The organism is Sulfurimonas sp. (assembly GCF_016744025.1).
In the GTDB taxonomy this organism is placed as follows: domain Bacteria; phylum Campylobacterota; class Campylobacteria; order Campylobacterales; family Sulfurimonadaceae; genus Sulfurimonas.
Map to the genome: position 1 here is coordinate 91,908 of NZ_JADGFC010000001.1, position 14,484 is coordinate 106,391.

Here is a 14,484-nt window from a genome sequence, read left to right on the forward strand (position 1 = left end):
TTAAACCTATTTCACTAAAATAGGCAAAATTTATATATAAAGAGACAAGACAGAATGCAACCTAAAGGTTTTGGTAAGAATTACTTCTCACTAGCAGCAATACAAGCATATGTATCACAACAGAAGATTGTGGCCTCATATTCATCTTCTTCTACTCTCAGCGGGAAACCACTAACTATAAAAATAGCCTCTCCACCCGCAGCTTAATCTTTCACTAACAATCAATAAAAAATATACAAAAGATTAAGGTCTTCACATGCAAAAAACTATACAATACTCACTACTCTTAGGTGCTTTTTTAAGTTCACTTCAGGCTCAAGATGCCACAACAGTATTTCTTGAACCTCTAAGTATCACCTCAACTGCCATCAAAACAGATGAGTTAACATCTACAGATGCAGTAGAAGTATATACACAAAAAGATATACAAAAAGCTCATGTTAAAAATATGTATGAGTTTTTAAACTCACAAACTTCTATTATTACGATTCCAAGTTATGGAAATCCATTTAACCAAAAAATAGACATGAGAGGTTACGGTAACGATGGTTATGAGAACATTGTAGTAACTACAAACGGTCGTAAGATGAACAACGTAGATATGGTTCCTGCGATGCTCTCTTCCATATCACCATCATCAGTACAAAAGATAGAAATTATAAAATCAAGTGGAATCGTTGTTGGTGGAGATGGTGCGAATGCAGGTGCAATCAACATCATAACAAAGCAAAATAATGACAAAGAAGTTTCTTTTTATTTAGGGACTAACGGCATTGCGGATTCTTCATTTTACATGGGACACAAAGATGAAAAACTATCTATCTCTGCAAGTGGTGAAGCACAAAAAAGCAATGGGACTAGGGATATAGACTCAGATGGAAATAAAGATAAAAACAAATTCTCTACAGGAAGTTTCAACTTAGCTTATTTAGCAACGGATGATTTAGAGTTAAACTTTGGTGCAACATTTGCAAGAACAGATGTTACATACGGTGGAAGTCTAACAGAGGATCAGTACAAGAGTGACGCTTCACAAGAGGGTTCATGGTCAGTCCAACAAGAGTACGATAGTGATGTTTTAAGTGCTGGATTTAAGTACTATATAAATGATAACTTATCACTAAATACTAACCTTAATTCAGAGAAGAAAAAATCAAACTACATCACTTACTCTTCTGTGTATAACTATGACTATAAGTCTCTTTCAACTTCTCTTGATTATGCGACTAACTCTCTTTCTTTAAAAGTTGGAGTTGATGGATTTGACGGTACTCTTAGTAGTTCAAATGCTGAGCTTACAAAGAAAAACTTAGCTGGATTTATTATGTCAGAGTATAAGTTAGACGACATTACTCTAAAAGCTGGGTACAGATATGAGCTAACAGCATTTGACAATGGTAACGGAGATGATGAAAGTGAAACTCTTCATGGTGTAGAACTTGGAATCAACAAAGCACTAAGTAAAAACAGCTCAGTTTTTTTTAACTACTCTCACTCATATCAGTCATCTGCTCTTGATAGACTCTTTACACTCTCCACTGGTACTTACAATGGTTATGTAAACCCTTCACAAGCACATAACTTTACACTTGGATATAACCACATAACTAAGACAAACAAGTTTAAAACTTCTATTTACTACATAGATTTAAAGGATGAGATTTATTACTATTCTGATCCTTCTTATACAAACTCAGAAAATACAAATATAGACAAGTCTCATAAGTATGGTCTTGATATAAGTGATAGGTATTTAATCTCAAAAGAGTTTAATGTAGTACTTAACTATAACTATGTTCAAGCTATTATTGATGAAGAGATAAAAGACTCTAATGACTACTCAGGGAACAAGCTTCCAGGTGTTTCAGACCACAATATAAAAGCGACTCTTGGATATACTCCAAATAAAGAAACAAGTTTAGCTATAACTCAGGTTTACCGCTCAGAGACTTATGCAGCAAATGACTTTGACAATGACTTCTCTCAAAAACAAGATGCTTATATGACTACCGATTTATCTGCAACTTATGCGAAAAAAACTTGGGAAGTTTTTGCTAAAATAAACAATCTGTTTGACCAATCAAATGCAATATGGATTAGTGATGACACCATCTATCCTGTAAACTTTACAAGAACAGCCTTTGTTGGCTTTAAACTAAAATACTAAAGAGGTTTTATGAGTATGCGAATTTTTTCATTCATTCTTTTTCTTACACTAAACCTTTGGGCAAATGAGAGAATCATCTCTCTTAGCCCATCTCTAACAGAGATAGTTTACGCACTAGAAAAAGGCAACTCTTTAGTAGGAACTTCTTCGTACTCTCTTTATCCAAAAGAGGCACAAGTTGTTCCTATTGTTGGAGGATATCAAAATCCAAATATTGAAAAGATTTTAGCACTTTCGCCTACTTTAGTTATTGGTCAAAGTTTTAACCAAAGTACCTTAGAAAAACTAAAATACTTCAAAATCAAAACTTTGATGTTAAATTTAAAAACTATAAAAGATATCAAAACATCTATAAATATACTCGCATCTAAGATAGACTCAAAAAAGGATACTAAACTTATACAAGACATTGAAGATGCCATGCAAAAAGCTTCAAAAAATAAAACACCTCATAGCGTGATGATTGTTTATGGACTTAGAGATGATCTTCGCTCATCAATTTATATTGCTGGGCATGATATATTTTTTGAAGATATCATCAAACTTAGTGCAAATACAAATGCTTACAGTGCTACTTCAACAAGCCAGCCAGTTTTAAACTATGAAAATATCATAGCTCTAAATCCAGACCAAATCATCATCTTACATTCACATGCAACAGAGCCAAATGTAGATGTAAAAAAAGCACTTAAAGCATGGCAAAGCATTCCAACAAATGCTTCAAAAAATAAAAATATATCTATTGTTGATGAAGATTATCTACACATACCATCTCATCGTGTGGCTCAAACCATTAAAAGACTCTCTAACGAGATGAACAAAAATTATAAATTAGGAAATTAAAATATGCAAACACTCAATATATTCACAAATAAACCAGACTCACTTCCACAAGGAAAAGCAGACTTTCTTTTAGCGGCTTCTGTTACTCGTACATGTGAGATAGATGGAATTTCTCAAGCTGGAATACCTGGCAAGATTCCTCTTACTCCTACTTTAGATGCAGAGTTTATGGCGACTCAAAAAGTTTTCTCACTAACTGAGATTCCTGAAACTTCAAACGGTGTTCCATCTCCAGTAATCATTACAAGAGCGGTTGGTAACCTTACAGGCTATTCAAGTATGGAAGTTTTAAATCTTGGTTTAGATGTTATACCTCAAAACACTCCTCTTAAAAACTTTGACATTAAACCATCTGACTCAGTTGCTTCTGGAGCGAATATAGATGCAAAGGCTGTGTTTGAAAAAGGAATGATTGCAGGAAAAAACTATGAGCTAAAAGGAAACTATCTGATCTTAGCGGAATGTGTTCCAAGTGGAACAACTACAGCCGCTACTACTGCTTTAGCTTTAGGATATGACTGTAGAGGAGACTTTTCATCTAGCTTTTTAGATGCACCTGACTCTATAAAAGAAAAGACTATAGATTCAGCTCTTTCACTTATAAATAAAGATATGAGTAACTTTGAAAAGCTATCTCTTGTTAGTGATAACATGCTTATCTTTTGTGCTGGTTTTTTACTTGAAGCAACAAAAAGATTTCACGTTGTTTTAGCAGGTGGAACTCAGATGGCGTCTTGTCTACTTATTGCAGATGCTCTTAGAGAAGATGTTTTGATGCGCGTTAAGAGTGACAATATTACACTAGCAACCACTTCATGGGTAGCCAATGATGAGAGATCAGATATCAAACATATACTTTCACTTCTAAGTTATACGCCTCACGCTGTTCACACAAGTTTCTCTTTTGCAGATGCAGAGATACCTGTGCTAAAACTATACGATGACGGAGAAGCAAAAGAAGGTGTTGGAGCAGGTGCGGCACTTGCATACGCTAAAACAAATGGAGCGACAAATAAAGAAATATTAGACGCTATAGAGCTTATAATATATAGCATGTAAAGGAATACGTTTTTATGAAAACTTTATTTATTGGTGGTATCAAAAGTGGTAAGTCTCAAAATGCTGAGGATTATATTCTAAAGAACTCATCTGTTAAACCAAGGTATCTTGCAACTACTGAGTTTATAGATGCTGGTATGAAAGATAGGATAGAAGCACATGTACAAAGTCGAGGTGACAACTTCGTAACTATTGAAGAATCACTAAAAATATATGAAGCCATAAAAACAAACAAAAGTCCTGTGTTAGTAGAGTGTGTTAGCATGTGGATAAACAATATGTTTTACCATGACTTCACCCTACAAGATATGCAAAAGGAACTAAACTTAGTTTTAGACTTAGAGCAAGAAGTAGTATTTGTTCTAAACGATGTTGGAAGTGGAATCATCCCTGATAATAAACTCGCAAGAGACTTTATAGATGCAAGCGGGAAACTATCTCAACTAATAGCGAGCAGATGCGATGAAGTTTACCACACCATCGCTGGCATCTCTACGAGAATCAAATGAAAAACTTACTAAAAGGTTTCGCCCTCGCTGTCTCTATGATGACAAGTATTCCATTTTTTAAAGTTCATGATTTTTACAAAGGTATCAACGGCTATGCCGCTTTGTTTTACCCATTAGTTGGTCTTTTACTCGGGCTTATATTATGGGGAACTCACTCACTTTTAGACACTCGCATACCAGACTTGCATCTAGGAATTATCATATTTGTTCTTTGGGTTTCTCTTACTGGAGCCTTGCATCTAGATGGGTACAGTGATACGATTGATGGTCTGTTTGTTCACAAAGACAGAGCCATAGAAGTTATGAAAGACCCAAATACTGGTGGAATGGGTATGATATTTACAGTTACTTTTTTGATACTAAAAGCCTCATCTTTAGCTGTTTTTGACGCATTTTATCTTCTGCCAATTGTTCTTCTTCTCTCTCGTTTTAACGCAGTTTTAGCTATTTATCTATTTCCTTATATCAGCCAAAATGGCATGGGAACTCTAGCCAAATCAGAACTAAAAGGGACTCAAGTTATAGCCGCTCTTATCTACGTCGGGATTCTTTGTTTCTCAACGCTTTGGTTATTTGCTCTGAGTCTATTTATCTTATTTCTTGTAAAGAGTTTTTTCATCAAAAGATATGGCGGTTTCAGTGGAGACATCTACGGTTTTACTATAGAAGTAACTGAGCTTGTCTTGCTAAATGCAATCTTGCTTGGCATCGCTAAATGAGACTGACTCTTGTTCGCCATGCAGAGGTTCAAGAAGAGTACATCGGATGTTATAACGGTCATATTGACATCGGACTTTCTGCAAAAGGTTATGCAGATGCCAAGGAGCTAGAAAAACACCTTAGTGCATCCCAGTTTGATAGCATCTTTTGCTCAGACCTAAAAAGAACAAGAGAGACTCTAAAACAGTTTATACAAAGCGAAGATGTTATCTACTCAAAAGAGATAAGAGAAAAATCGTGGGGCGATTTTGAGGGCAAAAGTTTTGATGAGATAACTTCTACTACAAACCTAAAGTATGAAAACTTCGAGCAGTGGACAAAAGCACTTGGAGGAGAAAGTATAGAAGAGTTTATAGCAAGAGTAAGAAAGTTCTTTTTTGAGTATTTAGTAAGTCTTGAGAAAGAAAATATTTTAGTAGTAACTCACAGCGGTGTTATAAAAATCTTTATGCATATACTCCAAGATATAAGCCTTGAAGTTGCCTTTGGCATCTCTGTACCCTACGCTTCTTTTGTTTCTTATGATAAAATAACAGATAAAAAATATACACAAAGATAAAATAATATGTTTGAACAAACTTCTTGGGTCTTGTTTTTAAAGTACCTTGATGACTTAGAAAAAAACAAACTTACCTCATCTCAACTTGGGGGAACAACTTACACAAACATCATAGCATCTGAGTTTCAGTGGAAAACTTGGGCAGCTCCAAAGTTAGAAGATGGCAAGATTGACCACGATGCTTTAACAGGTGATGACCTTTCAGATTTTGTGAACAACGAACTCTTCCCTTATTTTAAAAAGTTTAAAGCAGATGCCTCGAGTGCAAACACCATTGAGTACAAAATCGGTGAGATATTTAGCGAACTTAAAAACAGAATCCAAAGCGGTTACAACCTACGAGAAGTAGTAAACCACATTGACGAACTACATTTTCAAACACATGCACAAATCCATGAAATGAGTCATCTTTATGAGGGCAAAATCAAAAACATGGGAAATGCAGGTCGTAATGGTGGAGAATACTACACTCCAAGACCTCTTATAAAAACTATCATAAAAGTAGTCTCTCCAAATATAGGCGAGACTATTTACGACGGGGCATCTGGTTCATGTGGTTTTTTAGTTGAAGCTTTTGAGTACTTAAAAAACTCTAAAGAGTTATCAACTACTGACTCGCAGACTCTACAAAAAAACACTTTTTACGCAAAAGAGAAAAAATCTTTAGCCTACATCATCGGTCTTATGAACATGATACTCCATGGCATCGAAGCTCCAAATATCATACACACAAACACTCTAGCTGAAAACATTTCAGACATTCAAGAAAAAGACCGTTACGATGTAGTTTTGGCAAATCCTCCTTTTGGTGGAAAAGAGCGAGTAGAAGTTCAACAAAACTTTCCCATAAAAACAGGCGAGACTGCATCTCTATTTTTACAGCATTTCATCAAGATACTAAGAGCTGGAGGAAAAGCTGGTGTAGTTATAAAAAACACTTTTTTAAGTAACACCGACAATGCATCTATAGCTCTTCGTCGTGAGTTACTAACATCTTGTAACCTACATACTGTTTTAGACCTTCCAGGTGGAACTTTTACTGGTGCAGGTGTTAAAACTGTAGTGCTATTTTTTGACAAGGGTGTTAGCACAAAAAAAGTGTGGTTTTACTCACTTAACCTTGATAGAAATCTAGGAAAAACAAATCCATTAAATGAAAAAGATTTAAGTGAGTTTGTAGAACTTCAAAAGACAAAAGCCGATAGTGAAAATTCTTGGACTCTTGACTTAAAAGACATTGACCAAAGTACTTATGACCTCTCTGCTAAAAATCCAAATACTCCTGAGGAAGCTCCACTAAGAGAACCTCACGAGATTTTAGAAGCGATGCAAAAACTCGACAAAGAGAGTGCAAAAGTCATGAAAAGCATCAACTCTTTAATAAAGATAACTTAGATGCAAGAGCAACAAGACATAATCATATACAAAACTGCAGATGGAAAAGCATCTGTTTCACTTTTTGCACAAGATGGTCTAGTATGGATGAATCAAAATCAAATTGCAGAACTTTTTGACACCTCTAAACAAAATATTGGTCAACATATCTCAAGTCTCCTAAAAGAGGGAGAGCTAGAGGAAAATTCAGTTGTAAAGAATTACTTTACAACTGCCTCCGATGGGAAAGACTATGATGTGATTCACTACTCTTTAGAAATGATTTTAGCAATCGGTTTTAGAGTAAGAAGCAAAAGAGGGACACAATTTAGAATCTGGGCAAACAAAAACCTTAGCGAGTATATGGTTAAGGGTTTTGTGATGGATGATGAACGACTTAAAAACCCTGATGGAAGAGCTGACTATTTCGATGAACTTTTAGAGCGCATCCGTGATATTCGCTCATCTGAGAAGCGTTTTCACCAAAAGGTAAGAGACCTGTTTTCTCTTAGCAGTGACTATGACAAAACCGACAAAGCAACTCACATGTTTTTTGCCGAGACTCAAAACAAACTCGTATATGCAGTTACAGATAAAACCGCAGCAGAGCTTGTTCTCTCACGAGCGGATAAAGATGACAAACATGGCACTTACTTCTTTTAAAGGTTCTATAGTCCGTAAAGGAGATATTACAGTAGCAAAAAATTATCTCACAGCTGATGAGATAGACACTCTTAATCGTTTAGTAGTTATCTTTCTTGAAACTGCAGAGTTAAGAGTAAAAAACAGACAAGATATAACTACAGACTTTTGGAGAGAAAACGTAGATAGGATGCTCGATTTTAACGACAAAAAAATCCTTAAAGGTTATGGTTCTATAACTACCGAAATAATGAAAGAAAAAGTAAGAGAGATTTACACTGAGTTTGATACAAAAAGAAAAGTAGATGAAGCAAAAGAGACCGATATAAAAGAGCTTGAAGAGTTAAAAGAGCTATTAGGTGAATCTCGTGGCTAGAGTTTTGAAAGAAGGTTGGGAAGTTAAAAAGCTTGGTGAAGTTTGTAAAATTGTTGGTGGAGGAACACCATCAAAGAAAAAAGAAGAATATTACAATGGAAATATTTTATGGGCAACTGTTCGAGATATGAAAGTTGAAACAATTACTGACACAGAGCATAAGATAACACAGGATGCTATAAAAAACTCTTCTACTAACATTATTCCAAAAGATAATATAATAATTGCTACAAGAGTTGGTCTTGGTAAAGTTTGTAAATTACAATACGACACAGCCATAAATCAAGATTTAAAAGGAATTATCCCATTAGATAGTAAAAAGATATCTATTGAATTTTTATTTAGATGGTTTACTAGTATTTCAGAAAAAATAATTAGTGAAGGGACTGGAGCAACGGTTCAAGGTGTTAAATTAACTTTTATAAACTCATTATCAATTTTTATTCCACCACTTCAAGAACAAGAAAGAATAGTAGCCATTTTAGATGAGGCTTTTGGTGCTATAGAGAAGGCAAAAGCAAATGCCCAGCTGAACCTAAAAAATGCCAAAGAACTTTTTGAGAGTTATCTGCAAAGTATATTTAAAAATAAAGGTGATGATTGGGAAGAGAAAAAGTGGGGTGAATTGTGTCACTTCGTTAGAGGTCCTTTTGGTGGTAGCCTTAAAAAATCTATGTTCAAAGATGAAGGATACGTTGTATATGAACAGAAACATGCAATACACGACCATTTTAATCAAATAAGATATTTTATAGATGAAGATAAATTTACTGAAATGAAAAGATTTGAAGTTAAACCTAATGACATAATAATGAGTTGTTCTGGTTCTATAGGTAAAGTTGCTATTATCCCTGAAAATATTCCTAGAGGTATTATAAACCAAGCTCTTTTAAAACTCACACCAAATAAAGGTGTTTTTGTTCATTTTATAAAGCATTGGTTAAGAAGTAAAATATTTCAAGATATAATTTTTGAACATTCAGGTGGTGCTGCAATTCCAAATGTTCCATCAGCAAAAATCATGAAAGAAATTCTTATTCCTTTTCCTAAATTTGAAGAACAAGAAAAAATTGTTGAAAAAATTGAAGCTATTTTAAGTCAAACAAAAAAACTAGAATCTATATACGAGCAAAAACTTCAAGACCTAGACGAACTAAAAAAATCTATCTTACAAAAAGCATTTAACGGAGAGTTATGATGAATGAAGCAGAGACAAGAGCCGAACTTATAGACCCAAAACTTTTGGCATGTGGTTGGGGCATAGTTCCTGATTCTAAAATCCTCCGTGAAAGAGATGTTTGTCGCATAACTGACGGTCGCATCCAAGTTGGCGGTGGTCGTTCTAAAGCTCTTATAGCTGACTATATCTTAGTTTACAAAGGCATCAAACTAGCAGTTGTTGAAGCTAAAAGTAGTGAGCTTGAAGTTGGCGAGGGTGTTGCACAAGCAAAACTCTACGCACAGAAGTTAGGACTTGAAACTACTTACTCCACAAATGGAAAAGAGATTTATAGCATCTGCTTAAAAACTGCAAATGAGAGTCTAGTCTCTGACTTTCTTACTCCCGATGAGCTTTGGGAAAAAACTTACTCAGACCAAAACGAGTGGAGAGAAAAGTTTGCATCTATTCCTTTTGAAAACAAAAGTGGAACTTGGCAACCTAGATACTATCAAGAACTAGCAGTTAAAAACGCTCTTGAAGCCGTAGCACAAAACAAAAACCGCATACTCTTAACTCTTGCTACTGGAACAGGAAAAACAGCTATAGCCTTTCAAATAGCATGGAAACTCTTTCACACAAGATGGAACCTAAAAAGAAACGGTTTGAGACGACCTCGCATCCTGTTTTTAGCAGATAGAAACATACTAGCCGACCAAACATTTAACTCATTTTCAGCATTTCCCGAAGATGCAATGGTTCGCATAAAACCTAAAGAGATAAAAAAGAGTAAAAAAGTTCCTAAAAACGGAAGCATCTTCTTTACTATCTTTCAGTCGTTTATGAGTGGAACTGATGAAGATGGAGAGAGTGAGCCTTACTTTGGAGAGTATCCAAAAGACTACTTTGATTTTATCATCATAGATGAGTGTCACAGAGGTGGAGCAAATGACGAGGGAAACTGGAGAGCAATCTTAGAGTACTTCTCCCCTGCTGTTCAGTTGGGACTAACAGCTACACCAAAACGCAAAGACAACGTAGATACTTATGATTACTTTGGTAAACCTGTTTATATATACTCACTTAAAGAAGGAATCAACGACGGCTTTTTAACTCCCTTTAAAGTCAAACGAATCAAAACGACTTTGGATGACTACCTTTACACAAGTGATGACAACATTTTAGAGGGCGAGATAGAAGAGGGAAAACTCTACAAAGAAGAAGACTTCAACAAAATCATAGAGATAAAAGCAAGAGAAGAAAAACGTGTCAAAATCTTTATGGAAGAAGCAAATGAAAATGAAAAAACCATAATCTTTTGTGCCACACAAGAACATGCCGCAGCTGTTCGTGACCTTGTAAACCAAAACAAAAAAACAAGTACAGATGCTTCGTACTGCGTAAGAGTAACAGCGAATGACGGAGAAATAGGCGAACAGTTTTTACGAGAGTTTCAAGATAATGAAAAACTCATTCCTACTATTTTAACAACTTCTCAAAAACTCTCAACTGGTGTAGATGCAAGGAATATTCGTAATATTGTTCTTATGCGTCCAGTCAAACAAATCATAGAATTTAAACAAATAGTTGGTCGTGGAACAAGACTATTTGATGGCAAAGAGTTTTTTACTATTTATGATTTTGTAGATGCTTATCAAAGATTTTCAGACCCTGAGTGGGATGGAGAACCGCTACAGCCTGAGCCTATTGAACCAAAAGAGCCAGTAAGTCCAGAAGAATCAGAGCCTAAAGAACCAAGTGAGCCGAAAGAGCCAAGGGAAAAAAAACAAAAAGTAAAAGTAAGACTTCGAGATGGAAAAGAGAGAGAAATACAACACATGATGGCTACTTCTTTTTGGAATGCCGATGGCAAACCAATTTCTAGTGAAGAATTTTTACAAAACCTCTTTGGTGAACTACCAAACTTCTTTAAAAGTGAAGAGGAGTTAAGAACTCTTTGGAGTCATCCACTAACACGAAAAACACTACTTGAAAAACTAGATAATGCAGGATTTGGAAAAGAGCAGTTAAACACTCTAAAAACAATAGTAAATGCAGAGCAAAGTGATTTGTTTGATGTTTTAGAGTACGTCTTTAACAGCGATGTAAAACCAATAACCAGAGAAGAAAGAGTTAAAGATGCAAAGAAAATTATTTTTGCACTTCTCAATGAAAAACAAAAAGAGTTTATAGAGTTTGTTTTGAGTAAGTACATTGAATCGGGAGTAGAAGAACTTGAACAAGTGAAACTTCCTATTCTTTTGACGAACAAATACCAATCTCTCGAAGATGCAAAAGAAGTTCTCGGTGATGTTGCAAATATAAATACTTTATTTATCGAGTTTCAAAAGCATCTGTACGAGCAGAGAATCGCATAAGAATGATTAGACTCGACTCCTTATCTGTAAAGTATGATGAGAAAAATATACTTACAGATATATCTTTAGAAATTCAAAATCATCTAACTATCCTTGGTGCAAATGGTTCTGGAAAAAGCACTTTAGCAAAAGTACTTTGTAATCTTATAGAATATGAGGGAAGTGTTAGTATAGATGCAAAAGATGTCAAAGAGCTTTCACTTAAAGACAGAGCAAAACTACTTTCATACGTTCCAGCAAAACTTGAAGTTTATGATCCTTTCATAAGTGTTAAGGAGTTTGTACTTCTTGGTAGGTTTGCTTACAAAAAGAATTTTTTGGACTACTCAGACAAAGATAAAAAGATAGCTTTAAATACTCTAGAGTTTTTAAAAGTCTCGCATCTAAGCAAGCACACGCTCAACTCTCTTAGCTCAGGAGAAGCTCAACTTGTTCTCATCGCAGGAGCACTTTCATCACAGAGTAAAATCATCATCTTAGATGAGCCGACTGCAAACCTTGACCCACATAATGCTAAGATAATCGCTCAACACATAAAGGGTTTAAAAGAGTATCATCAAGTTATTCTCATCACACATGATTTGCATCTAGCCTCTTTCATAGACTCACCTGCACTTTTCATAAAAGACTCTAAAGCTACTTACTTTGAAAACAAAAAAGAGTTTTTTAACAACTCTACTTTGCAAGAGCTTTATGATGTTGAGTTTAAAGACTTGGCGGTGAAGTATGAGTAAGTATATCCTTTGGTTTTTACTCTTTTGTGTGCTTATAATATCTCCCTTTATTGGTGCAGTATCTCTAAACTTTAATGATGTTTTTACATCTGACACACTTGAGCACTCCATATTTTTCGACCTTAGAGTTCCTCGTGTTTTGTTTGCATTTTCAGCTGGTAGCATCTTGGCACTTAGTGGTCTCCTTTTTCAAACACTATTTAGAAATGCACTTATGACTCCCTACACTCTTGGCATCTCTAGCGGTGCTGTTTTAGGAGCAGGTATAGCTATCAAACTAGGGCTTGGAAGTATTTTCTTTGGTATCGCGGCTGTTAGTCTATTTGGCTTTTTAGGGGCTATGTTAACTGTTTTACTGCTTATCTATTTAGCGAAGTTTTTAAAGCACTCTCACTTTGAGTCGCTTCTGCTTTTAGGTATTGCACTATCGCTCTTTTACACTTCTGCTCTTATGGTTATCTTCTACCTTGGCAATACTATGCAAAACGATATGCTTTTGCGCTTTACTATGGGTTCACTCTCCATCATTGGCTGGACACATCCCATAACAGTTGCTGTCATTGCATCTATACTTTTTTTAGCCATTTATCTTTACCGTTATGAGCTTGTACTTCTTGGCACCTCAGATGAAAGTGCTACTCTTCGCGGAGTAAACACAAAAAAGACAACTCTTACACTTCTTATAGTCTCATCATTTGCTATAGGAACACTTGTTAGTATAAGCGGTCCGATTGGCTTTGTGGGGCTTATAGTTCCGCACATAGTTGCAAAACTCCATCCAACAACTGTAAACAAACGCATAGTTAAAACTGCCTTGTTTGGTGGGTTTTTCTTAGTACTTTGTGACACCATTACAAGAGGCATTCAAACTCAAAGTGAACTTCCTATTGGGATAGTTACAGCACTTATCGGCGGACCTTTTTTTATATACTTAATTATCTCTAGGAGCAAAAAATGACATTTACAAAAGAAGACAGACAAAACTTACTAAACATTATGAAAAACAGACGTGACGTTAGAGGAAATAACTTTTTAAATAAAGAAGTACCTGATGAAGATTTAGAGATGATTTTAAAAGCTGGAATCATGGCTCCATCGGTAGGTTATTCACAACCATGGAAATTTATAATCATAAATGATGAAAATATTAAAAATGATGTGCGTTGTAATTTTGATCATGAAAATGAAAAAGCAAAAGAGATTTTTAAAGATAAAGAGATATACAAAGACCTAAAACTTGAAGGAGTCAAAGAAGCTCCTATAAATATAGCTGTACTTTATGAGAACCCTGATGAAGCTACTATCGGTATGACAAGTATGCCTAGTATGGGTGAGTATAGTGTTGTTTGTGCCATTCAAAACATGTGGCTTATGGCAAGAGCTTTAAATATTGGACTGGGGTGGATTAGCATCTTGGATGAGAAAAAAGTACTTAATCGTTTAAATGCGCCTAAAAACACTAGACTTATTGCCTACCTAGCTCTTGGTTATGTTGATGAGTTTTACAAAGAACCAGAACTAAAAACTGTTAAATGGAAAGAAGAGAAAAAATTACAAGAGTGTGTGATGACAAATTTATGGGCGTAAAAACAAGAATCTCTTTAAGCGAATTAAATAGAATTTTTCCCGCTTATAACTTTACAAAGATAATTCCAACTGCATCTGGGATTATAGATACAACCTATATAGTTTATGCAGGAGAGACAGACTACATTTTAAAAAGATACGAGCGTGATATTCCTCATAAAATAGAGCTAGATATAAAACTACTAAAAGAGTTAAAATCAGCCGGACTCAATGTACCAATATGTCTTGATAAGAATGATGGTTGGTTTATTTATGAAAAACTTGAAGGCAAACATCCAATCAATGTAAAAAGTTATCATATCCAAGCTCTTGGAAGATTTATGGCAAAGATGCATAGTGAAACTTCAAAGGTGAAATGTACATCTAATATGATTATA

The 14,484-nt window shown here is 35.1% G+C and carries 14 protein-coding genes and 1 pseudogene; all 15 read left to right on the top strand.

Translation table 11 applies throughout. The features are described 5' to 3' along the window. Positions 1 to 54 precede the first annotated feature (54 nt). Complete coding sequence (locus QZZ48_RS00535; RefSeq protein WP_294960587.1) at positions 55 to 207, top strand: hypothetical protein; 153 nt, start codon at positions 55 to 57, stop codon at positions 205 to 207. A 49-nt stretch (positions 208 to 256) separates the two neighbouring features. Then, positions 257 to 2,167 (top strand): TonB-dependent receptor, encoded by a 1,911-nt coding sequence (locus QZZ48_RS00540; RefSeq protein ID WP_294960590.1) that lies wholly within the window; start codon positions 257 to 259, stop codon positions 2,165 to 2,167. 9 nt (positions 2,168 to 2,176) lie between these two features. Beyond that, positions 2,177 to 3,010, top strand: a complete 834-nt coding sequence (locus QZZ48_RS00545) for a helical backbone metal receptor (RefSeq protein WP_294960592.1) — start codon at positions 2,177 to 2,179, stop codon at positions 3,008 to 3,010. Positions 3,011 to 3,013: 3 nt separating this feature from the next. Next, the gene (locus tag QZZ48_RS00550; RefSeq protein WP_294960595.1) at positions 3,014 to 4,069 is read left to right on the top strand and encodes a nicotinate-nucleotide--dimethylbenzimidazole phosphoribosyltransferase; all 1,056 of its coding nucleotides are present in this window, start codon (positions 3,014 to 3,016) and stop codon (positions 4,067 to 4,069) included. Positions 4,070 to 4,083: 14 nt separating this feature from the next. Then, the gene (locus QZZ48_RS00555; protein WP_294960597.1) at positions 4,084 to 4,578 is read left to right on the top strand and encodes a bifunctional adenosylcobinamide kinase/adenosylcobinamide-phosphate guanylyltransferase; all 495 of its coding nucleotides are present in this window, start codon (positions 4,084 to 4,086) and stop codon (positions 4,576 to 4,578) included. Continuing rightward, entirely contained in the window at positions 4,575 to 5,297 is a 723-nt protein-coding gene (locus QZZ48_RS00560) for an adenosylcobinamide-GDP ribazoletransferase (protein WP_294960599.1), read from the top strand. The genes QZZ48_RS00555 and QZZ48_RS00560 overlap by 4 nt, the downstream gene beginning before the upstream one ends. Continuing rightward, positions 5,294 to 5,857, top strand: a complete 564-nt coding sequence (locus QZZ48_RS00565; RefSeq protein ID WP_294960601.1) for a histidine phosphatase family protein — start codon at positions 5,294 to 5,296, stop codon at positions 5,855 to 5,857. Before QZZ48_RS00560 ends, QZZ48_RS00565 begins: the two co-directional genes overlap by 4 nt. A 6-nt stretch (positions 5,858 to 5,863) precedes the next feature. Continuing rightward, complete coding sequence (locus QZZ48_RS00570) at positions 5,864 to 7,252, top strand: N-6 DNA methylase (RefSeq protein WP_294960604.1); 1,389 nt, start codon at positions 5,864 to 5,866, stop codon at positions 7,250 to 7,252. Between the two features lie 87 nt (positions 7,253 to 7,339). Then, positions 7,340 to 8,249: pseudogene (locus QZZ48_RS00575) on the top strand (virulence RhuM family protein). Next, a complete protein-coding gene (locus tag QZZ48_RS00580) occupies positions 8,242 to 9,447 on the top strand; it encodes a restriction endonuclease subunit S (RefSeq protein ID WP_294960606.1) in 1,206 nt (401 codons plus the stop codon). Before QZZ48_RS00575 ends, QZZ48_RS00580 begins: the two are co-directional and overlap by 8 nt. Continuing rightward, positions 9,444 to 11,786, top strand: a complete 2,343-nt coding sequence (gene hsdR / locus QZZ48_RS00585; protein WP_294960608.1) for an EcoAI/FtnUII family type I restriction enzme subunit R — start codon at positions 9,444 to 9,446, stop codon at positions 11,784 to 11,786. Before QZZ48_RS00580 ends, hsdR begins: the two co-directional genes overlap by 4 nt. A gap of 2 nt (positions 11,787 to 11,788) precedes the next feature. Next, positions 11,789 to 12,520 (top strand): ABC transporter ATP-binding protein, encoded by a 732-nt coding sequence (locus QZZ48_RS00590; protein ID WP_294960611.1) that lies wholly within the window; start codon positions 11,789 to 11,791, stop codon positions 12,518 to 12,520. Continuing rightward, positions 12,513 to 13,478: an iron ABC transporter permease gene (locus QZZ48_RS00595; RefSeq protein ID WP_294960614.1), complete on the top strand. Its 966-nt coding sequence runs from the start codon at positions 12,513 to 12,515 to the stop codon at positions 13,476 to 13,478. Before QZZ48_RS00590 ends, QZZ48_RS00595 begins: the two co-directional genes overlap by 8 nt. Further along, positions 13,475 to 14,107, top strand: coding sequence for a 5,6-dimethylbenzimidazole synthase (gene bluB, locus QZZ48_RS00600; protein WP_294960616.1), 633 nt, complete (start codon positions 13,475 to 13,477; stop codon positions 14,105 to 14,107). Before QZZ48_RS00595 ends, bluB begins: the two co-directional genes overlap by 4 nt. Next, positions 14,098 to 14,484: phosphotransferase (locus QZZ48_RS00605; RefSeq protein WP_294960619.1), on the top strand; the 387-nt coding region annotated here is incomplete at its 3' end. The genes bluB and QZZ48_RS00605, both read left to right, overlap by 10 nt.